This window comes from Klebsiella sp. CN_Kp091 (genome assembly GCF_040065095.1).
GTDB classification, from domain to species: Bacteria; Pseudomonadota; Gammaproteobacteria; order Enterobacterales; family Enterobacteriaceae; genus Klebsiella; species Klebsiella aerogenes.
Window position 1 is genome coordinate 108984 of record NZ_JBEAIO010000010.1, and the last position, 20971, is coordinate 129954.

Genomic DNA, 20971 nt, shown 5'->3' on the forward strand with positions numbered 1-20971 from the left:
TGCAAGCTTTCGTAACTCATGTCCGCTGTTGCGGTGACTTCGTGTTAATCTTAACGTTATTACGGCCTTGGTTCGTCAGAAAAGATCCTGATACGCAGAACCGATGAGTCATTTAATCTTAGCGATGTTTTCGACGACAAAAGAGAATAAATGACGTTTAAGCCATGAAACAAGCAATTTTCCTGCAATAAGACGGGTTTTTACGGGCGTATTTATAGTGATAATCATAAGATATCTGGTTCGTGAGACGCTGAAAAGCCAGTTGGCGATCCTATTCATCCTGTTACTGATTTTCTTCTGTCAGAAACTCGTCAGGATCCTCGGCGCCGCGGTAGATGGCGATATCCCGACCAACCTGGTGCTCTCGCTGTTAGGGCTGGGCGTACCGGAAATGGCGCAGCTCATTCTGCCCCTGAGTCTTTTCCTCGGGTTGTTGATGACGCTGGGCAAACTGTATACCGAAAGTGAAATTACGGTGATGCACGCCTGCGGCTTGAGTAAAGCCGTATTGATTAAGGCGGCAATGATCCTTGCCCTGTTTACCGGCGCTGTCGCGGCGGTCAACGTGATGTGGGCGGGGCCGTGGTCGTCGCGCCATCAGGACGAAGTGCTGGCGGAAGCCAAAGCTAACCCCGGAATGGCGGCGCTGGCTCAGGGCCAGTTCCAGCAGGCCAGCGACGGCAGCGCGGTGTTGTTTATCGAAAACGTCAACGGTAACCGCTTCAACGACGTGTTCCTGGCGCAACTGAGGCCTAAAGGCAACGCGCGTCCTTCCGTGGTGGTTGCGGATTCCGGCGAGCTGTCGCAGAAAAAAGACGGCTCCCAGGTGGTCACGATGACTCAAGGGACGCGTTTTGAAGGCACGGCGATGCTGCGCGATTTCCGTATTACCGACTTCAAAAACTATCAGGCGGTTATTGGCCATCAGGCGGTAGCGGCCGATCCTGGCGACACTGAACAGATGAATATGCGCACCCTGTGGCATACCGACACCGATCGCGCCCGCGCCGAGCTGCACTGGCGATTTACGCTGGTGGCGGCGGTGTTCATGATGGCGCTGATGGTTGTCCCGCTCAGCGTGGTGAACCCGCGTCAGGGCCGCGTGCTGTCTATGCTGCCGGCGATGCTGCTGTATCTGGTGTTCTTCCTGCTGCAAACGTCGATCAAATCGAACGCGGGTAAAGGCAAAATGGACCCCGCCATCTGGATGTGGGGCGTGAACCTGCTCTACTTCGCGCTGGCGGTGCTGCTTAACCTGTGGGATACGGTGCCGATGCGTCGTTTCCGTGCCCGGTTTAATAAAGGAGCGGTGTGATGCAGGCGTTTGGCGTACTTGACCGCTATATCGGTAAAACCATTTTCAACACCATCATGATGACGCTGTTCATGCTGGTGTCGCTCTCCGGCATTATTAAGTTTGTCGACCAGCTAAAAAAAGCCGGGCAGGGCAGCTATGATGCGCTGGGAGCAGGACTCTATACCATTCTCAGCGTGCCAAAAGATGTGCAAATCTTCTTCCCAATGGCGGCCCTGCTTGGGGCTTTGCTGGGGCTGGGTATGCTGGCGCAGCGCAGCGAACTGGTGGTGATGCAGGCTTCCGGCTTTACCCGTATGCAGGTGGCGCTGGCGGTGATGAAAACGGCGATCCCGCTGGTGTTGTTGACCATGGCGATGGGTGAATGGGTGGCGCCGCAGGGCGAACAGATGGCGCGTAACTACCGTGCGCAGCAGATGTACGGCGGTTCGCTGCTGTCGACCCAGCAGGGGTTGTGGGCGAAAGACGGGCATAATTTTGTCTACATTGAACGCGTAAAGGGTAACGATGAGTTGGGCGGGGTGAGCATCTACCAGTTTAACGATAACCGTCGTCTGCAATCTGTTCGTTACGCCGCTTCCGCTAAGTTTGATAATGACGCCAAGATCTGGCGCCTGTCGCAGGTGGATGAATCTAATCTGACCGATCCGAAACAGGTTACCGGCACGCAAATGGTCAGCGGAACCTGGAAGACCAAACTGACGCCGGACAAACTCGGCGTGGTTGCGCTGGATCCGGACGCGCTATCAATCAGCGGCCTGCATAACTATGTGACCTATCTGAAGTCCAGCGGCCAGGATCCTGGCCGTTACCAGCTCAACATGTGGAGCAAAATCTTCCAGCCGCTGTCGGTGGCCGTGATGATGCTGATGGCGCTGTCGTTCATCTTTGGTCCCCTGCGGAGCGTGGCAATGGGCGTGAGAGTCGTTACCGGGATTAGCTTCGGCTTTATCTTTTACGTACTCGACCAGATATTTGGCCCGCTAACATTGGTTTACGGCATACCGCCGATAATCGGCGCGCTGCTGCCAAGCGCAAGCTTCTTCCTGATAAGCCTTTGGCTGATGATGAGAAAAGCGTAGTTCGATAAATGACCCGGCCAAGCGCAAGTAACGCTGGGTTTTTTGTGCCCGCGGTTTGAGTGGCGATCCGCAGTGTAATGCCCTGTATTGTTGTCGCCCGGATCGGACGCAGCGCGCCGCAATCCGGGGCTCGACACTGACGTTAACGGCGCCTTCCGCCTAGCAGGCTTCCCAGCATGCCGCGGACGATCTGGTTGGTGACCTGACGTACGGCGCTTTTGGCGGCGGTCTGCACAATACCATCTCGTTTACCGCCGCGCGGGCCGGTAGTGCCGAACAGAATATCTTTCAGTCCCCCGAGCAGCCCGTCGTCATCGCCGCTTTGTTGGCCTTTTGCCGGCGGCGCCGACTGCTGCTCGGTGGCGACCTGCACCCCTTTTTGCAGCATTTCGAAGGCCGACTCGCGGTCAATCTCTTCTTCATACTTGCCGTACAGCGCCGAGTGGTTAATCAGGCCATTACGCTCATCATCGCTGACCGGCCCCATCCGCGAGCAGGGAGCGATAACCATCGCTCGCTCTACTATCGATGGGCTGCCTTTTTCGTCGAGGAAGGAGATCAGCGCTTCGCCGGTACCGAGCTCCTGAATGGCCTGCTCGGTACTGAACGCCGGATTGGCGCGCATGGTTTGGGCGGCGGTCTTCACCGCTTTTTGATCCTTCGGGGTAAAGGCGCGCAGGGCATGCTGCACGCGGTTGCCCAACTGGCCGAGCACGGCATCCGGGATATCCGACGGATTCTGCGAGACAAAATAGACGCCGACCCCTTTAGAACGGATAAGGCGAATCACCTGCTCGATTTTATCCAGCAGTACCTGCGGCGCATCGTTAAACAGCAGGTGGGCTTCGTCGAAGAAGAACACCAGCTTCGGTTTTTCGAGGTCGCCGGCTTCCGGCAGGCGCTCGTAGAGTTCGGAGAGCATCCACAGCAGGCTGGCAGCGTAAAGCTTCGGCATCTGATAGAGCTTTTCGGCGCTAAGGATATTAATCACCCCTTTACCGCTGGCATCGACACGCATCCAGTCCTGAATATCCAGCATCGGTTCGCCGAAGAAGTGCTCTGCGCCCTGCTGCTCCAGGGTTAACAGCCCGCGCTGGATAGCGCCGACCGAAGCGCTGCTGATGTTGCCATACTGGTTCTGGAAGGCTTTGGCGTTATCACCGATAAACTGGGTGATGGCGCGGAGATCTTTAAAGTCCAGCAGCAGCAGACCGCGATCGTCAGCGATACGGAAAATAATGTTCAGTACGCCGCTTTGTACTTCATTAAGATTGAGCAGGCGGGCGAGCAGCAGGGGGCCGAGGTCTGACACCGTGGCGCGCACCGGGTGGCCCTTTTCACCAAAGATATCCCAAACAACCACCGGGTTGGCGTGCGGCTCCCAGTCGGTAACGCCGATTTTTTCCAGACGCGCCTGAAGCTTCTCAGAGCTCTGGCCTGCCTCCGCGATACCGGTCAGGTCGCCTTTCACATCGGCCATAAAGACCGGCACGCCGATCTCGGAAAATGACTCCGCCAGTTTTTGCAACGTTACGGTTTTACCGGTACCGGTGGCGCCGGTAATTAGGCCGTGACGGTTAGCCATTGCTGGCAGCAGATGGAGCTGTTTGTCCAGCGTGCGTGCGATTAGCAAGGGTGAGCTCATGATCGATTCCTCCATTTATCCTGCGTCGATTATAGGCAACCTGACAGCAAAAAGAGGGAGGAAATCGATAACTCTCAACGTTTAATCTTACGCGCAGTGGCGCTGAATCAGCGCAATGCTCTGTTCAATCTCGCGGCGAATATCCTCTTCGCGCCATGACGCCAGCTGCGGAGCGAAAGGCTCGAAGGCGTAATCCCCCTGGTATCCGCGGGCTTCGAGATGCCGCACCTGTTGACAGGTCAGCAGCCGGTCATGCGGCGTCAGCATGATGCGCTCGTCGTCGGTCAACTGTTCTCGCGGGCGGGAATCGTCAACGCCGGAGAGGTGAACCAGACCTATCTCAGCAATGTCCAGCTGGCTGAATTCCTCTTCTGCTTGTGGATAAAGGTGATGGTGGAAAGTATCAATCAACAGCTTAAACGGCACCTGAGCATCGCGAATGAGCGCCTGAGCCTGCGCCGCCGAGCGCAGCGAACTTTGTGGGAAGCCCAGCGGCTCGACCAGGCCCTGAATGCCATATTGTTCGAACAGCGGCGCCAGCTCGCGCATAGCGGCAAGCGTTTCTTGCGGCGCTACCGTGGTGCCATCATTTAACGGGCACATCACCAGCGATTTGGCGCCAATAGCCTGCGCTTCTTTCAGCAGCGACTCCGTCAGGTGACGTACTTCAGCGCTGTGGCGGTTGAAGGGATAGACGGCGTTGATCGTCAGAATTTCAAGCTGGTAACGGTCGGCCAGCCTGCGCACCTGCTGGTGGGTGAGCGCGTCGGTGACTTTACCGCTGGGTAAATCATTACGCAGCTCGACCTTGTGCAGCCCGAGTTCGCTCACCAGACGGAAAAACGCCTCAATGCTGAGCGACGGCGCAATTTTACGATTGATACAGAAACGCTGCAGGGCAATGGCCATTTGACACTCCTGACAAGATGTTGACTGGTTTAGTTCGCTTGCCTGATAGTTAAAATGTTTATTTCATCATTGGCAATGGATGAAATGATGGTTGTTTGAGCACGATCGCAAAATAGTTGCTGCGCTATTTCATAGTTTACATCAACGTCAACCGCAGAAAATCTCACCTTCACTACCGCTGAGATATGAAATCATGTAGAGAGAGGCTTGCTGAAAAATGCGACAGCTATCACCAAAGTGGAATTTCATTTTATCTGTTTATTGAAATATAAATTTCATTTTACTACGGTTATAGCACAGCACAATCAGCGACGGGCCGTAACTTGAACGGCCTTCTACACTATGAGGCGAGAAGATGACTATCACAGGTAACTTTATTGGTGGGAAAACGGTAACCAGCAGCAGCCGGGAAACGATGCCGGTGTACGACCCGGCCACTGGCGATGTGGTTCGCGAAGTCACGCTTTCCACCGCGCAGGAGGTTTCCGACGCAATCCAGGTCGCTCGCGACGCTTTTGACAGCTGGTCCCGTACCACGCCGCTGCGCCGCGCCCGCGTGCTGTTCAATTTTAAAATGCTGCTTGAACAGCACGTCGATGAACTGGCGGGAATTATCGTTAGCGAGCACGGCAAAGTGTGGTCCGATGCGTTGGGCGAGCTGACCCGCGGCATGGAAGTGGTTGAGTTCGCTTGCGGTATTCCGCATCTCATTAAAGGTGAGTTTTCTTCCGACGTGGGTACCGGCGTCGACAGCTATTCGCTCATGCAGCCGCTGGGCGTGGTGGCGGGGATAACGCCGTTTAATTTCCCGGCTATGGTGCCGATGTGGATGTTCCCCATCGCGCTGGCCTGCGGCAACAGCTTCGTGCTGAAACCACCGGCGCTGGCGCCGACCGCGGCGGTACGCATGGCTGAATTACTGAAAGAAGCCGGTCTGCCGGACGGCGTTTTTAACGTCATTCATTGCAGCAATGAAGATGCCGAACAGCTTTATACCGACCCGCGTGTGGCCGCCGTCAGCTTTGTCGGCTCCTCTGGCGTAGCGGAATATATCTATAAAACCGCCAGCGCTCACGGAAAACGCGTCCAGGCGTTTGGCGCGGCGAAAAACCATGCCATCGTGATGCCGGACGCCGATCTTGATGCGACCGTGAATGCCATAATGGGCGGCGCGTATGGTTCCGCAGGCGAGCGCTGTATGGCCCTGCCGGTAGTGGTGGCCGTCGGTGACGAGACCGCAGATAAGCTCATTGCCCGCCTGAAACCATTAGTCGAGTCGTTGAAAGTGGGACCTGGTTGCCTGCGCGGCAAAGACGAAAACGAAATGGGGCCGGTGGTATCCGAAGCGCATCAGAAAAAAGTACTCGGCTATATTGATAAGGGCGTCAGCGAAGGGGCGTCGTTGGTGGTGGATGGCCGCAGGCTGCGCGTGGCCGGGCATGAGGACGGATATTACGTTGGCGGTACGCTGTTTGACCATGTCACTCCGGAAATGACCATCTGGCGTGAAGAGATTTTTGGCCCGGTGCTGGGGATCGTCCGCGTTGCTGATTACCAAAGCGCGCTGGCGCTGGTTAACAGCCATGAATTTGGTAACGGCAGCGCCGTGTTTACCAGCAATGGCCATACCGCCCGCGAGTTCGTTCATGATGTACAGGCCGGCATGGTTGGCGTCAACGTACCGGTGCCGGTACCAATGGCCTTCCATAGCTTTGGCGGCTGGAAGCGCTCGGTATTTGGCGCGCTGAACGTCCACGGGCCTGACGGCGTTCGCTTCTATACCCGTATGAAAACTGCCACCGTGCGCTGGCCGCAGGGGCAGCAAACCGTATCTGAATTCAGTATGCCGACGTTAGGTTAATCGGCGAAGGAGAACGCTATGTCGTTATTGGCTAAAGCGCAAAAAGAGGGACATATCCAGCACATCACCCCGCAGAGCGCGGGGTGGCATTATATTGGCTTTGATGTCTGGATGTTAAAACAGGGGCAAACCGTGACCCTGGAGAGCGGTGAACGTGAGCTATGTCTGGTTCTGGTCTCCGGGCTGGCCTCGATCAAAACTCAGCACGCCGATTTTCCCGACCTCGGTAAACGCATGTCGCCATTCGAGCGTACGCCGCCGTGGTCAGTCTATGTGCCGCCGCAGGATAAGGTCGAGGTCACTGCAGATTCCGATCTTGAGCTGGCGGTCTGCAGCGCGCCGGGCAAAGGCAGCTTCCCGGCGCGAGTGATACGGCCTGAGGATGTCGGCGTAGAGCATCGCGGTAAAGGGCGCAACCAGCGGCTGGTACATAATATTCTGCCGGATAACGCCCAGGCGGATTGCCTGTTGGTAGTGGAAGTCTACACCGAAGAAGGGGCGACCAGCTCCTGGCCATCGCATAAGCACGATACCGCGCTGCCGGGGCAGGAAACCCAGCTGGAAGAAACCTATTACCACCGTTTCGATCCGCCGCAAGGTTTTGCCTTTCAGCGAGTGTACACCGATGACCGCAGCCTGGATGCCTGTATGGCGCCCTATAACCATGATGTGGTGATGGTGCCACGCGGCTACCATCCGGTAGCGGCGATCGCCGGTTACAACAGCTATTATCTGAACGTGATGGCGGGGCCGGATCGTAAGTGGCTATTTACCTGGGAAGACGATCACGCCTGGATCAACAGCGATCGCTATTCATAGCGCGCGATATACGAGAAAAGCCGGGGATGTCCCCGGCTTTTTTGTCTATTGATTGCCCCTGTTTACCGCTAGCGCAACGGGTAATCAGGCGCGGTGCTGCTGCGGCTCTTTGCTGCTATTCAATGCCAGCGATACCGCCAGCGTCTGCGCCAGGCACAGCGAGGCCACCTGCGAGCGGAAACCATCAACCTGCGCTTCACGCACCACAAAGCACACATCACTGAAGGCGGCAAGCGGGCTTACCTGGCTATCGGTAATGGCGATTTGTCGCGCCTTGCGCTGGGCGCCAAGCTCAACCAGCTCCACCACTTCACGGGCGTAGGGCGAGAAGCTCACCGCCACGACCACATCCTTCGGCCCCACCAGACTGAGCTGCTCGGTGAACATCCCGCCGAGGCCGTCGATCAGAAAGGCTTTGCGATCCAGATGGCGCAGCGCGTAGGTCAGGTAAGAGGCGACGCTGAACGAGCGACGCAGACCGATAACATAGATATTTTCCGCATCCGCCAGTAAATCTACCGCCCGGTTGAGGTCTTCGCCGGAGGTCTGCATTGCCAGTTGCTGCAGCGCCTGGGTATTGACCATGCTGAACATGTTGAGGATTTCCGTCGGCGTTTCCGGCGGCGTTGTTTCGTCGTTAGTAGTCTGGCGGAACAGACGTGCGCGCTCGGTGTAGTTGGCGGTCTCTTCCATCAGATGCTGCCTGAACATCTGCTTCATTTCGTTAAAGCCGCTGAAGCCAAAGGCGTTAGCGAAGCGAATCAGCGTTGAGGGCGGAACGTCAGCCTGTTGCGCAATGGAGGCTACGGTATCGAAAGCAACGCTATTACTGTTATCCAGTATATAGCGCGCCACCTGCTTCAGACGTTTGCTGAGCGTGTCGTAGCGCCGTCTGATTTCATCCTGCAGGATGGTCAGTTGGGTCGGATTATTAGCCATAAGTTGCGCTCTGAGAAAATGGAAGGAATATGGCTTCCAGTGTACCAAATGAAGCGAATTTTTCATTTTTTGCGATGAAATACGCGATTCATTTCACGAAGAAACCGCAGGCCCGCCGCTTTCAAGGAAGTGGCGGGCCTGAAGGAGGTTAGCCGCGCGCTTCGCGCCAGTAGCCGATGAGCCGTAGATAGTTGCGTTTCACTTCATCGATTAGCGCTGCGTCATCCAGTTCGCCCTGCATCCAGCGGCGCGAAGGCTGGCCAAAGATGGTTCGGCCGACGGCAAAACCCTTGATCATCGGGTGCCCGGCCGCTTCGGCGAAACCTGAACGCAATCGATCCGATGGCGCATCCAGCCCCAGGAGCAGGATGCCCCGGCACCACGGATCTTCGCGCTCGATAAGCGCTGAGATCCGCTCCCACTGGGCGCTGGCCAGCGGCGGCAGCTTCCACCAGTCCGGCTGGATGCCCAACTGATAGAAGTGCTCCAGCATAGTGTGGTAGTGGCGTTCATCTTTGTCCGGTCCGTTCTCCGGCAGGATCACTTCCAATAGCAGCTCGTGCCCGGACTTATTGCAGGCCTGCCAGACTTCCAGCAGCAGCGCATCCTGCTCGGCGCGCAGCGCCGCCGGGTCATCCGGGTGGTAAAAGACCAGGCATTTGACGACGTGCTCAAGCGGCCAGTCGATCAGCTGTGAGCCAATATTACCATGTTCAAGACGTAGCGGACGCGAGCTGGGAAGCTCAATCGGCCGACCGATCCACCAGCCTTTACCGGTAATGGCGTTAAGTGAACGTTGACCATAGGTACCATCGGCGAGGATGCCGCTGCGCCGATCCAGCCCGGCCTCTGTAGCGGCCGCCTCGGCGGCGGCCAACAGCAGCAGTTTGAGTTCGGGAATACAGGCCGGGTCGCGCCCGGTTTCTAATGCCAGATCCGCCAGCTGTTTACGATGGTCAAAGGCGAAGATACACAGTTCCGGCCACGACTGGCGTCGGCTGGTCACCCGGTGCAAATGATTAAGCCGCGCGTCGATATCCGGGCGTGGAACGGCACCGGCCCGCGATAGATAATCATCAAGCTCCACTTTCGTCGGCATCGCCGGCGCGCAGCCGTGACGTGACACCACCAGCGCGCCGCAGGCGTTGGCGTAGCGGCAGGCCTGTTCCCAGCCTTCATCATTAAGCCAGCCGCGCAGCAGTCCGGACATAAAAGCGTCGCCGGCGCCGAGTACGTTGAGTACTTCGACGCGAACGCCTTGCTGCAGCGGCACTTCGTCCCAGCTATCCGGGATGGCGCCCTCCAGCACCACGCAGCCCATCGGCCCGCGCTTGCAGACCAGCGTCGCGTTGGTGGCATGGCGAACGTTTTTCAACGCGGTGAGGGTATCGGTGCTGCCGCCGGCAATATGAAACTCTTCTTCAGTGCCGACGACTAAATCGAACAGGTGCAGAACTTCCTGCAACTGACGGGTCACCGGACCCGACTCAATGAAACGCGTTTCACCGTCGCCCAGCGAAGTAAGCCCCCACAGCACCGGACGGTAATCGATATCCAGCGCGGTACGCAGGCCGTGGCGGCGGGCGTATTCCAGCGCCTTCAGTACCGCATCGCGGGTATTGGCGTGTGAAAGGTGGGTGCCGGTCACCGCCAGAGCGCGTGAAGAGGCGATGTACTCTTCATTGATATCGTCAGGCGTCAGCGCCATATCGGCGCAGTTGTCGCGGTAGAAAATCAGCGGGAAGGTATCCTGATCCTTAATGCCCAGCATCACCAATGCGGTCAGCCGTTCTTTATCCGTGATCAGATATTCGGTATCGACACCTGCGCGGCGGAGGGTTTCACGCAGAAACCGGCCGTTGTGCTCATCGCCAACCCGCGCCAGCATCGCCGATTTTAATCCCTGAATCGCGGTACCAAAGGCGACGTTGCCCGAGGAACCGCCGAGATACTTGGCGAAACTGGCCACATCTTCCAACCTTGCCCCTATCTGCTGGGCGTAGAGATCGACGGCCACCCGGCCAATACAGATGACGTCGAGCCGCTTAACTGCTGCATTCATCGCTAGGGTTTCCTTTTGCAAATCTGCTGCCAGGAGAAGGTCGCATGAGTGACGGTCTGCCGTGAACAGCCTGATGGTTATTAGTTATCTCTAGTTTGAGAAATAAATATTTCATTTTCAAATCTAATCGAAATTAAAAAACCAAAAGTGTGAAGGATCTACCACTCTGCGTGGGTACGCAGCTGCCCACCCATACATGCTGTCTGCGTCCCGCTTACCCATGTTCTCCTTTTTTAAATACCAATATTATCCATAATTTTCATGTAGATAATCTTGTTTTTCCTCTTTTGTTTGGAAACCTGCTCGCGAAGGAGATGTAAGTGAAACGTGTGAAATGGGTAGAGAGTTTGATCCTTCTCGCAAAATGAAACATTTCTTCTGTATTTGTGTTTAATGAAAAAAATGTTTGCCTATAATCCAAAAATATTCCAGTGGACGTTAACGGCTTTCCCGCACCTACGCCATCTTCTTTGGCGAGCAAAGCGCTAACTCACACGACAAATACTGAACGATAAGGATTAGGCAACATGGGCAAACTGAGACTGACAATGGCGCAGGCGCTGGTGAAGTTCCTTGATAACCAGTATCTGGAGGTGGACGGCGAAGCGCAGAAATTCGTGAAAGGGATTTTCGCTATTTTTGGTCACGGCAATGTGTTGGGCTTAGGCCAGGCGCTGGAAGAGAACAGCGGCGAACTGCGGGTTTACCAGGGGCGTAATGAACAAGGCATGGCCCATGCGGCCACCGGCTTTGCCCGCCAGTCACTGCGCCGGCAGATCATTGCCTGCACTTCTTCCATCGGTCCGGGAGCGGCCAACATGATCACCGCCGCGGCGACGGCAACGGCCAACCGTATCCCGCTGTTATTACTGCCGGGCGATGTCTTTGCCACCCGCCAGCCGGACCCGGTACTGCAGCAAATCGAACAGAGCTACGATCTGAGTATCACGACTAACGACGCATTTCGCGCGGTGAGTAAGTACTGGGATCGTATTACCCGCCCGGAACAGCTCATGAGCGCCTGCATTAATGCCATGCGCGTGCTGACGGATCCGGCGGAAACCGGCGCCGTCACCTTGTGTCTGCCGCAGGACGTGCAGGGTGAAGTCTGGGATTATCCCGAGTCCTTTTTTGCCCGCCGTGTCCACCGTCTGGATCGCCGTCCGCCAAGCGCGGCGCAGTTGGCGGATGCGGTAGCGGCAATTAAAGCCAGCCGTAAACCGCTCATCGTCTGCGGCGGCGGCGTGAAATATTCCGCGGCAGGCGAAGCGCTGGTGAGCTTCGCCGAACGTTACGACATCCCGTTTGCGGAAACGCAGGCCGGAAAGGGCACGGTGGTTTCATCGCATCCGCTGAACGTCGGCGGCGTTGGTGAAACGGGCTGTCTGGCTGCCAACCTGTTGGCGAAAGAAGCCGATCTGGTCATCGGTATCGGCACGCGCTTTAGCGATTTCACCACCTCCTCGAAATGGATATTCCAATCCCCGGGCGTGCGCTTCCTTAACGTTAACGTCAGTAATTTTGATGCCTGGAAGCTGGACGGCATCCCAATGCTGGCGGACGCCCGCGAGGCGCTCAGCGCGCTCAGCGCTGCGCTGGCGAACGAGCCCTGGCAGGCAGGATGGGGCGCGCAGATTGCAAGCGTGCAGAGCCGGCAGATGAAAGAGACCCAGCGCGTCTACCAGGCGGTCTGGCGGGAAACGGATTTCGTACCAGAAATTGACGACCATATTGACCGTGAATCGGTTTATCGCGAATTCCGTCAAATCACGGATTCCACCCTGACCCAAAGTAGCGTTCTTGGCCTCCTGAACGAGTCGCTGGCGGCGGATGCGGTCATTGTGGCGGCGGCGGGCAGCCTGCCGGGGGATTTACAACGCGTCTGGCGCAACCGCGCGCCGAATACCTATCACGTCGAGTACGGCTACTCGTGCATGGGCTATGAGGTCAACGCCGCCCTCGGCGTTAAGCTGGCGCAGCCGCAGAGTGAAGTCTATTCGCTGGTCGGCGATGGCTCCTTCATGATGCTGCACTCTGAGCTGGTCACCTCCCTGCAGGAGCGGGCGAAGATCAACGTCATCCTGCTCGACAACATGGCGAACGGCTGCATCAACAACCTGCAGCTGGAACACGGTATGGATAGCTTTGGCACCGAGTTCCGCTACCGCTCGGCGGAAAACGGCCGGTTGCAGGGCGGGCTGGTGCCGGTGGATTTCGCCACGATCGCTTCCGGCTACGGCTGCAAGACCTGGCGGGTCACCACCCTTGAAGAGCTACGCCACGCGCTGGATGCCGCTCGCCGTGAAACCGTCAGCACGCTCATCGACATTAAAGTACTGCCGAAAACTATGGTCCACAAATACGGTAGCTGGTGGAACGTCGGCGTGGCGCAGACGGCGCTGTCGGAACGTATCCGTAAAGTCGCTGAAATGATTAATGAAAAACGCGCCCAGGCGCGGGATTACTAACAAAGAACACGAACCCTGAACCCTACAGAACTACGGAGAGAACCATCATGTCACTCAAATTAGGTGTCATCGGCGCAGGCGCCATCGGTAAAGAACATATCCGTCGCTGCACCCAGGTCCTACAGGGGGCGACCGTGGTCGCCGTTTCCGATATCAACGCCGATAACGCCCGTGCGGCAGTAGCGCTGCCGGGCGTGCAGGCGGAAGTCTACTCCGACGGTCATGATGTGATTAAAGCCAGCGACGTTGACGCCGTGCTGGTGACCTCCTGGGATCCAACCCATGAAGAGTACACCCTGGCGGCTATTGAGGCCGGTAAGCCCGTATTTTGCGAAAAACCGCTGGCGATGAGCGCGGAAGGCTGCCGCCGCATCGTTGATGCGGAAATGAAAGCCGGGCGTCGCCTCGTTCAGGTTGGCTTTATGCGTCCTTACGATGAAGGCTATCTGGCGCTGAAGAAAGTCATTGATGACGGCGATATCGGCGCGCCGCTGATGCTGCGCTGCGCCCACCGCAACCAGTCGGTCGGCGAGAACTACACCACCGATATGGCGATCACCAACACCCTGATCCACGAGCTGGACGTGCTGCGCTGGCTGCTAAATGACGACTACCGCTCCGTACAGGTACGCTTCCCGCGTTCGACCTCCCATACCCATGCGCGGCTGAAAGATCCACAGATCGTCTCGTTTGAAACGAAAAAGGGCACCCTGATCGACGTCGAAGTCTTCGTAAATTGCCAGTACGGCTACGACATTCAGTGCGAAGTCGTTGGCGAAACGGGCATTGCGCGCCTGCCGGAACCGTCGGCGGTGGAGATGCGTAAAGCCGCCAGCCTGTCTACCGCCATCCTCACCGACTGGAAAGACCGTTTCATCAAAGCCTACGACGTCGAACTGCAGGCATTTATCAATGATGTGAAAGCCGGCAAGCTGCAGGGCCCCTCAGCTTGGGACGGCTATGCGGCATCGGTTGCCGCCGACGCCTGTCTGAAAGCGCAGGAGTGTAACGAACCGGTAGCCGTGACGCTGCCTGAATGCCCGGCATTCTACCAACGCTAAATCCTCCTTCACCGACGTAACGTTTCAAACAGGTAACGACGATGAAAATTGCTTTTGATGTCGATGTGATTCGCGATCTCGGGATCACCAGAATGGTCCAGCAGGTGGCCGAGTGGGGCTACAAATACATTGAGCAATCGCCGCACCCGCAGATTAACCCGTTCTACAAACATCCGCGCGCCAGCCGAGAGATCATGGCCGAGTACAAGCAGGCGCTGCGCGACAACGGCGTTGAGCTCTCCTCGTTCATCTGCGTATATCGCTGGTCCGGCCCGGATGAACTGCGTCGTCAGGCGGCGGTGAAGAACTGGAAGCGGTTAATCGAAGTGGCGGTGGAGATGGGCGTGCAGGTTATCAATACCGAATTTTCCGGCGATCCTAACCAGCCGGAAATTTGCGAAGAAATGTTCTACCGCTCGATGGAAGAATTACTGCCGATATTCGAACGTGAAGGTATCCGCGTCGAAATCCAGGCCCACCCGTGGGACTTCTGCGAAGAAAACAACGAGACGGTGGATATCGTGAAGTCCTTTCGCAGCGACAACGTGAAGTATGTCTACAGCGTGCCGCACACCTTCTTCTACGACAAAGGTAAAGGTGAAGTCGAGAAGATGCTGCGCTATGCCGGTCAGGACCTGTCGCACGTGCTGATTGCCGATACCCGCAACCACACCAAACACTGCCGCTATATCGTTAATCCGCCGGGCGTTGACGCCGCCGTACACCAGCACGTCGGCGTCGGTGAGGGGGATGTCGATTTCGATGCCCTGTTCCGCACCCTGCGCGATATGCGCTTCGCTGAACAGACCTTCAAAGTTGGCGGTGAACCGATCGTCTGCACCTCGCTGTTTGGTTACCCGGAAAAGATGAAATACCAGGCCGTGGAAACGCGTGAACTTATCGAACGTGAACTGCTGCGCCGGTAAGGCGCGGCGGTAGGAGCATCAAAATGAACAAAGACAATGTCAAACTGGCTATCGCCCCTATCGGTTGGACTAACGACGATATGCCTGAGCTGGGAAGCGAAAACACCTTCCAGCAAACGGTCAGCGAAATGGCGCTGGCCGGGTTTACCGGCAGCGAAGTCGGCAGCAAATATCCGCGCGATCCGGCGGTGCTGAAGCCGATGCTGGATATTCGCGGCATGCAAATTTGCAACGCCTGGTTCAGCACCTTCTTCGCGAATGGCCAAAAAGAAAAAACCATCGATGAATTCGTTAATCACATGAATTTTCTCCATGCGATGGGCGCGAAGGTGATTGGCTGCTCTGAGCAAAGCGGCAGTATCCAGGGGCTCGATAAACCGATTCTCGGCGATGCGAAGCCGTGCTTTAGCGACGAAGAGTGGCAGCGGGTAGCCGAAGGTTATAACGCGCTTGGCAAGCTGGCGGCAGAAAAGGGGATGCAGGTTTGCCTGCATCACCATATGGGCACCGGCATTCAGACTACCGCGGAGATCGACAAGTTTATGTCGCTGGTGGATGAACGCGTCTTCCTGCTCTACGACACCGGTCACGCCTGGTATTCGGAAGGCGGCAAGGCGCCGATGCTGGCAATCCTGAAAAAATATCTGCCGCGCATTAACCACGTGCATCTGAAAGACGTCCGCCCCGCGGTGATCGAGCAGGTGCGCCGCGAAGGGCTCTCATTCCTCGACGGCGTCAAGAAAGGCACCTTTACCGTACCGGGAGATGGCGAAATAGATTTCCGTCCGGTCTTCCAGTTGCTGGATGACTACGGCTACAAGGGCTGGATGGTGGTGGAAGCCGAACAAGACCCCGCGCTGGCGAACCCCTTCGAATACGCCGTAAAGGCGCGTAAATACATCCGCGAAACGGCAGGAATCTGATCGTTGATGCATTTCGGGCCACACAGCTGCGTGGCCCGCTTTTTCTAAACCTCAAGAGAACCACACGAGAACGACACGTCCGTGAGGCAGGAGGCCTCTGTATTCAGACAAGAGCATATCTTCCCCCTACAAGGTAGGTTACTGGAGTCTTCTATGTCACAGGAACAATATCTCACACTCAATAAAGCGTCGGGGCCGAATAGCGACGCCCCGGCAACGCCGTTTGTTAAGATCGTTGCGTTGATTGCGACCTTAGGCGGTTTACTCTTTGGCTACGACACCGGGGTGATTTCCGGCGCCCTACTGTTTATGGGTAAGGAGCTGCATCTCACGCCGTTTACCACCGGGCTGGTGACCAGCTCGCTGCTGTTCGGAGCCGCATTCGGCGCACTGCTTTCTGGCCATCTGGCCAGCGCCGCAGGCAGAAAGAAAATCATCCTCTGGCTGGCGGTGATCTTCGCTATCGGCGCGGTGGGAACCGCCCTCGCGCCGGACGTCAACTGGATGATTTTCTTCCGCCTGGTTCTCGGCGTAGCGGTTGGCGGCGCGGCGGCAACGGTGCCGGTATATATCGCTGAGATGGCGCCCGCCAACAAACGCGGGCAACTGGTCACGCTGCAGGAGCTGATGATCGTCTCAGGCCAACTGCTGGCCTATATTTCTAACGCCACCTTCCATGAGCTTTGGGGCGGTGAAAGTACCTGGCGCTGGATGCTGGCGGTGGCGACGCTACCTGCCGTGCTGCTGTGGTTTGGCATGATGTTTATGCCGGATACCCCGCGCTGGTATGCGATGAAAGGCCGGCTGGCGGAAGCGCGCCGGGTGCTGGAGCGTACGCGGCGTAAAGATGATGTCGAATGGGAGCTAATGGAGATTACGGAAACTCTCGACGAGCAGCGCAATCTCGGTAAGCCCAAAATTCGTGAAATCATGACTCCGTGGCTGTTTAAGCTGTTCATGATCGGTATCGGCGTGGCGGTTATTCAGCAGCTGACCGGCGTCAATACCATTATGTACTATGCGCCGACGGTGCTGACCTCGGTCGGTATGACCGATAACGCCGCGCTGTTCGCCACCATTGCCAACGGCGTGGTTTCGGTGCTGATGACCTTCGTCGGCATCTGGATGCTGGGGAAGATAGGCCGTCGCCCGATGACCATGATCGGCCAGTTCGGCTGTACCGCCTGCCTGGTGTTTATCGGCGCGGTGAGCTACCTGCTGCCGGAAACGGTCAATGGTCAGCCGGATGCGCTGCGCGCCTATATGGTACTGGCGGGAATGCTGTTGTTCCTGAGCTTCCAGCAGGGGGCGCTGTCACCGGTGACCTGGCTGCTGTTGTCGGAAATTTTCCCAACCCGGATGCGCGGGATGTTTATGGGTGGGGCGGTGTTCTCAATGTGGATTGCCAACTTCCTGATCTCGCTGTTCTTCCCGATGCTACTGTCGTGGGTCGGCCTCTCCGGAACCTTCTTTATTTTTGCGGCAATCGGCATCTTCGGCGCGATCTTCGTGATCAAATGCGTGCCGGAAACGCGCAACCGCAGCCTTGAGCAGATCGAGCACTATCTGCGTGAGAAGCTGGATACCAGCCCGGCGGGAAAAGCCTACGCGCGTAAATCCTGGGCTTCGTCGCAGGCGGATAAAATCTAAGGCTTCGCAAAAACTCTCCGGCGCATTCTGCGCTGGGGGCGGTTGGTCACCCGGCTTGGGCGTTTACGCCGCAAGCCGGGCGCCCCGCTACATACCTGCGCTACTTCACTTCTCCCAGCGCGGTCTTATCAACATAAGGTTTCATTAGCGCGTCAGCTTCCTTCTGTGCCGTCTGTACCGCAGCTTCCGGCGTTACTTTGGCATCGTTGACCACCGCCGCCAGCTGGTTCTCCATCGCCTTACGCACGGCGACGGTCTCCCAGGTGGAGTACCACGGATGCGCGTACTTCAACTGCTCAAGGGCGATCGCTGCCCGCGGATCCTGCTGCAGATATGCTTTCATCTCCGGCGTATCGTAAGAAGCCTTGCGCGGCGAGAAGTAGCCGGTAAAGCGGCTCCACGCGCCGTTCACCTGCGGGCTCACCAGATAAGTCAGGAACTGGTAGGCCGCTTTCTTCTGCGCGTCGTTGATGCCTTTAAAGCTCACCAGGCTGGCGCCGCCGATCGGCACCGCGCGCTGCTCTTTGGCTGGTAGCATGGCGACACCGAGTTCAAAATCTTTACTGTTCTCGCGCATAAAGCCCAGCGCGCCGGTGCTGAGCATCGCCATTCCGAGCTTGCCGGAGAAGAATGTGGCGCTGATCTGCTTCGAATTCAGTACCCCGGAAGGCATCACTTTGTCTTTGTAGATCAGATCCTGCCAGAAGCGCAGAGCGCCGATAGCGGTCGGCGAGTTGTAATAAACCTCACCCGGATAGTCTTCATTGAAATATTTACCGCCGTTGGCGCGCACCAGCGCCGAGAAGATCCAGCCGCCGTAGTCGTCGTTGGTCGACGGCAGCATGATCCCCCACTGGCCTTTGCTCTCGTCGGTCAGCTTTTTGGCATCGGCCAGCAGCTCGGCCCAGGTCTGCGGCGGCTGGGCGATCCCAGCCCGATCGAACAGCGTCTTGTTGTAGTAGAGGATCGGCGTCGAGTTATGGAATGGGATCGCATAGGTGGTGCCCATCACCTGGGCGTTCTTATGCATCGCTGGCCAGAACTCCTTTTGCAGAAAATCGCCAGCCTTTTGATCGCCATATTTAAACAGTTCGTCCATCGGCAGGATCTCACCCTTCAGCGCCAGATCGGTGGTGAAGTTGGCGGACATGATCACCAGCGCCGGCGGTTGTCCGGCCTTCTGTGCGGATTCGGCTTTGATCTTGGTGGTGTCATAGTTGCCGGTGAAGATGCCGCGAACTTCGACATCCTGCTGCGAGTCGTTGAACGTTTTAATAACGCGTGTCATCTCCATCGTCAGCTTGCCATCGACCGGGGCCGGGAACATGAAGTCTATTTTCTCTTTCGCCAGCGCCGCGCCGCTCAGGGCGAGGCTGAGCCCAACCGTCAGGGCGGTGAGGGGGTTAAACATGGTCTGTCTCCATCAGTAAATTATGCTGGGTCTCAGCATGAAAAAGATGCACATCGGCAGGCGAGAAGCCGAGGATCAGCGATTCGCCTTTTTCAGGTACCGTGCCGCGGTGGCGGCGGCTAAAGCGCAGGGTGCCGATCGGCGTGCTGACGTGGAGCAGATAATCGGCTCCCATCAGTTCTCGTTGCAGGACGGTGCCCGGCAGGCGCAGATGGCCTTGCTCCACGCTGTCGGTAATATGTTCCGGGCGAATGCCCAGCCAGGCGCGGGTCTGGCTGCGGTGGCGCGGCGGTAGCGGATGGCGTAGTTCGCCAAGCTGAACGTTGCCGTCGACGCAGGGGAGCGATAGCAGGTTCATCGCTGGCGAACCGATAAATCCGGCCACGAACAGATTGGCCGGGTTGGCATACAGATACTCTGGCCGCCCCACCTGCTGCACGTGGCCGCCGTTCATCACCACGATGCGGTCGGCCATCGACATGGCCTCGGTTTGATCGTGTGTGACGTAGACGGTACTGGTTTTTAACTGCTGGTGGAGGTCCATAATGCTGTCGCGGACTTCGCTGCGCAGGCGAGCGTCGAGGTTGGACAGCGGTTCATCCATTAAGAACAGCCGCGGATTACGCACGATCGCCCGCGCCATCGCTACCCGCTGCCGTTGGCCGCCGGAGAGCTTCGCCGGTTTGCGATCGAGCAGCGCCTCCAGCTGCAGCATCTGCGCGACTTTATCTACCCGCGGCTGCCAGCCGCTTTTTTCTTCCTTACGCACCTTCATGCCGAAGGTGATGTTGTCGCGCACAGAGAGATGTGGAAACAGCGCATAGTTCTGGAAGATCATCGCAAAATTGCGTTCGCGCGGCGTGGTGTCGGTGATGTTCTCATCATGCAGCCAGATTTCGCCTTCACTGACCTGATCCAGCCCGGCAAGCAGGCGCAGCAGGGTGCTTTTACCGCAGCCCGACGGGCCGACCAGCACCACAAATTCACCTTCGTGGATATCAAGCGACAGCGCGCTGAGCGCCGGTTTACCGTCGAAATGTTTACTGATGTTTTGCAGACTGAGCATGGCGGTTAGCGCTCTTCCGTTGGACAACTGATGTTTTCGTCGTACAGCCACGGCCCGGCGTAGTGGGCCAGCGAGTGCTGGTAGCTCACCCACTGTTCGCCGACCTGGCGGTGCATCAGGCACGAAGCCGGCGAGAGATCGTAATACGGGCGAGTGTCTTCGTGGCAATACGGTACCTGATGGACGGTGCCGGGGAGGGTGGAGATCAGCGCCTGGCGATGCTGGGTCATGGTCAGGCTATGGTTATGGCCGCAGAAGATGCGCGTCAACGACGGGAAACGCTCCACCAGCGCCAGCAGACGGTGGCCGTTTTCGCAGGCAATCGGGTCCATCTGCGCGTTGCCCAGCGGCAGCGGCGGGTGGTGCATAAACACCGTGGCCGGTTTGTCGCCGCCGTCGAACAGCTGCGCTTCCAGCCAGCTAATGGTCTCGTCGGTCAGCCAGCCTTTTGAAGTGCCGGCGCGGCTGGAGTCGATAAACAGCAGGCGGGTAGCGAAGTCGTCAACCGCATAGCGCATATTATTGGCATCGCTACCGAGCTGTGGGCACAGCGGCTGCAGGTACTCCAGAAACAGCGCTTTATCATCGTGGTTGCCGGGGATGAGATACAGCGGATAGTTCAGGCTGCCGAGGATCTGGCGGGCGACCTGATACTCCTCCGGACGGCCGCAGTTGACGATATCGCCGCTCACCACCACCGCATCCGGGCGTTCGCGCAGCGCGTTAAGTTGAGAAACCACATCAGCATTGGCGGCATTGACGTCGATAAAGCCGTATAGCTTCTCGCCGCGGCTGCGGAAATGAGTATCGGAAATGTGCGCTAACAGCATGAAT

General features: G+C 57.3%; 16 protein-coding genes. 9 read left to right on the forward strand and 7 right to left on the reverse strand.

What is annotated here, in order from left to right:
• Positions 1-217: 217 nt before the first annotated feature.
• Both lptF and lptG read left to right on the forward strand, forming a co-directional pair.
• The gene (gene lptF / locus ABLV17_RS10470; RefSeq protein ID WP_213317475.1) at positions 218-1315 is read left to right on the forward strand and encodes an LPS export ABC transporter permease LptF; all 1098 of its coding nucleotides are present in this window, start codon (positions 218-220) and stop codon (positions 1313-1315) included.
• Positions 1315-2397 carry an LPS export ABC transporter permease LptG gene (gene lptG, locus ABLV17_RS10475; protein WP_087858348.1) on the forward strand — a complete coding sequence of 361 codons (1083 nt, stop codon included), beginning with the start codon at positions 1315-1317 and terminating at the stop codon, positions 2395-2397. The genes lptF and lptG overlap by 1 nt, the downstream gene beginning before the upstream one ends.
• A gap of 142 nt (positions 2398-2539) precedes the next feature.
• Here lptG and ABLV17_RS10480 read toward each other — a convergent pair whose 3' ends face one another.
• Entirely contained in the window at positions 2540-4042 is a 1503-nt protein-coding gene (locus ABLV17_RS10480; RefSeq protein ID WP_087858349.1) for a helicase HerA-like C-terminal domain-containing protein, read from the reverse strand.
• Between the two features lie 87 nt (positions 4043-4129).
• The gene (locus ABLV17_RS10485; RefSeq protein WP_087858350.1) at positions 4130-4951 is read right to left on the reverse strand and encodes a TIM barrel protein; all 822 of its coding nucleotides are present in this window, start codon (positions 4949-4951) and stop codon (positions 4130-4132) included.
• Positions 4952-5306: 355 nt separating this feature from the next.
• Between ABLV17_RS10485 and ABLV17_RS10490 the strand changes: the two genes are divergently transcribed.
• On the forward strand, positions 5307-6812 hold the full coding sequence (locus ABLV17_RS10490; RefSeq protein WP_032713568.1) for a CoA-acylating methylmalonate-semialdehyde dehydrogenase: 1506 nt from the start codon (positions 5307-5309) through the stop codon (positions 6810-6812).
• Positions 6813-6830: 18 nt separating this feature from the next.
• A complete protein-coding gene (iolB, locus tag ABLV17_RS10495; RefSeq protein ID WP_045386797.1) occupies positions 6831-7631 on the forward strand; it encodes a 5-deoxy-glucuronate isomerase in 801 nt (266 codons plus the stop codon).
• A gap of 84 nt (positions 7632-7715) precedes the next feature.
• Here the strand turns inward: iolB and ABLV17_RS10500 are convergent, their stop codons facing one another.
• Positions 7716-8570: a MurR/RpiR family transcriptional regulator gene (locus ABLV17_RS10500; protein WP_015368536.1), complete on the reverse strand. Its 855-nt coding sequence runs from the start codon at positions 8568-8570 to the stop codon at positions 7716-7718.
• A 148-nt stretch (positions 8571-8718) separates the two neighbouring features.
• Positions 8719-10632, reverse strand: a complete 1914-nt coding sequence (gene iolC, locus ABLV17_RS10505) for a 5-dehydro-2-deoxygluconokinase (RefSeq protein ID WP_308958160.1) — start codon at positions 10630-10632, stop codon at positions 8719-8721.
• A 527-nt stretch (positions 10633-11159) separates the two neighbouring features.
• On the opposite strand from iolC, the gene iolD reads away from it, so the two are divergent.
• The 5 genes from iolD (at position 11160) to ABLV17_RS10530 (ending at position 17660) form a co-directional block, all read left to right on the forward strand.
• Positions 11160-13100 (forward strand): 3D-(3,5/4)-trihydroxycyclohexane-1,2-dione acylhydrolase (decyclizing), encoded by a 1941-nt coding sequence (gene iolD / locus ABLV17_RS10510; RefSeq protein ID WP_308958161.1) that lies wholly within the window; start codon positions 11160-11162, stop codon positions 13098-13100.
• A 47-nt stretch (positions 13101-13147) separates the two neighbouring features.
• Positions 13148-14161: a Gfo/Idh/MocA family oxidoreductase gene (locus tag ABLV17_RS10515; protein ID WP_087858356.1), complete on the forward strand. Its 1014-nt coding sequence runs from the start codon at positions 13148-13150 to the stop codon at positions 14159-14161.
• A gap of 41 nt (positions 14162-14202) precedes the next feature.
• Positions 14203-15087, forward strand: a complete 885-nt coding sequence (locus ABLV17_RS10520) for a sugar phosphate isomerase/epimerase (RefSeq protein ID WP_015368532.1) — start codon at positions 14203-14205, stop codon at positions 15085-15087.
• Positions 15088-15110: 23 nt separating this feature from the next.
• Positions 15111-16010, forward strand: a complete 900-nt coding sequence (gene iolE / locus ABLV17_RS10525; RefSeq protein ID WP_308958162.1) for a myo-inosose-2 dehydratase — start codon at positions 15111-15113, stop codon at positions 16008-16010.
• A 153-nt stretch (positions 16011-16163) separates the two neighbouring features.
• On the forward strand, positions 16164-17660 hold the full coding sequence (locus tag ABLV17_RS10530; RefSeq protein ID WP_015368530.1) for a sugar porter family MFS transporter: 1497 nt from the start codon (positions 16164-16166) through the stop codon (positions 17658-17660).
• 100 nt (positions 17661-17760) lie between these two features.
• On the opposite strand, the gene ABLV17_RS10535 is transcribed toward ABLV17_RS10530, so the two are convergent.
• The 3 genes from ABLV17_RS10535 to ABLV17_RS10545 are packed head-to-tail and all read right to left on the reverse strand — an operon-like array spanning position 17761 to position 20967.
• A complete protein-coding gene (locus ABLV17_RS10535; RefSeq protein WP_308958163.1) occupies positions 17761-19071 on the reverse strand; it encodes an ABC transporter substrate-binding protein in 1311 nt (436 codons plus the stop codon).
• Complete coding sequence (locus ABLV17_RS10540; protein WP_308958164.1) at positions 19064-20137, reverse strand: ABC transporter ATP-binding protein; 1074 nt, start codon at positions 20135-20137, stop codon at positions 19064-19066. Before ABLV17_RS10540 ends, ABLV17_RS10535 begins: the two co-directional genes overlap by 8 nt.
• 5 nt (positions 20138-20142) lie before the next feature.
• A complete protein-coding gene (locus ABLV17_RS10545; protein WP_049052627.1) occupies positions 20143-20967 on the reverse strand; it encodes a phosphodiesterase in 825 nt (274 codons plus the stop codon).
• Positions 20968-20971 lie beyond the last annotated feature (4 nt).

Coding starts and splice junctions, on each gene's coding strand:
- lptG (WP_087858348.1), top strand. CDS start 1,315: ATGCAGGCGTTTGGCGTACTTGACCGCTATATCGGTAAAACCATTTTC.
- ABLV17_RS10480 (WP_087858349.1), bottom strand. CDS start 4,042: ATGAGCTCACCCTTGCTAATCGCACGCACGCTGGACAAACAGCTCCAT.
- ABLV17_RS10485 (WP_087858350.1), bottom strand. CDS start 4,951: ATGGCCATTGCCCTGCAGCGTTTCTGTATCAATCGTAAAATTGCGCCG.
- ABLV17_RS10490 (WP_032713568.1), top strand. CDS start 5,307: ATGACTATCACAGGTAACTTTATTGGTGGGAAAACGGTAACCAGCAGC.
- iolB (WP_045386797.1), top strand. CDS start 6,831: ATGTCGTTATTGGCTAAAGCGCAAAAAGAGGGACATATCCAGCACATC.
- ABLV17_RS10500 (WP_015368536.1), bottom strand. CDS start 8,570: ATGGCTAATAATCCGACCCAACTGACCATCCTGCAGGATGAAATCAGA.
- iolC (WP_308958160.1), bottom strand. CDS start 10,632: ATGAATGCAGCAGTTAAGCGGCTCGACGTCATCTGTATTGGCCGGGTG.
- iolD (WP_308958161.1), top strand. CDS start 11,160: ATGGGCAAACTGAGACTGACAATGGCGCAGGCGCTGGTGAAGTTCCTT.
- ABLV17_RS10515 (WP_087858356.1), top strand. CDS start 13,148: ATGTCACTCAAATTAGGTGTCATCGGCGCAGGCGCCATCGGTAAAGAA.
- ABLV17_RS10520 (WP_015368532.1), top strand. CDS start 14,203: ATGAAAATTGCTTTTGATGTCGATGTGATTCGCGATCTCGGGATCACC.
- iolE (WP_308958162.1), top strand. CDS start 15,111: ATGAACAAAGACAATGTCAAACTGGCTATCGCCCCTATCGGTTGGACT.
- ABLV17_RS10530 (WP_015368530.1), top strand. CDS start 16,164: ATGTCACAGGAACAATATCTCACACTCAATAAAGCGTCGGGGCCGAAT.
- ABLV17_RS10535 (WP_308958163.1), bottom strand. CDS start 19,071: ATGTTTAACCCCCTCACCGCCCTGACGGTTGGGCTCAGCCTCGCCCTG.
- ABLV17_RS10540 (WP_308958164.1), bottom strand. CDS start 20,137: ATGCTCAGTCTGCAAAACATCAGTAAACATTTCGACGGTAAACCGGCG.
- ABLV17_RS10545 (WP_049052627.1), bottom strand. CDS start 20,967: ATGCTGTTAGCGCACATTTCCGATACTCATTTCCGCAGCCGCGGCGAG.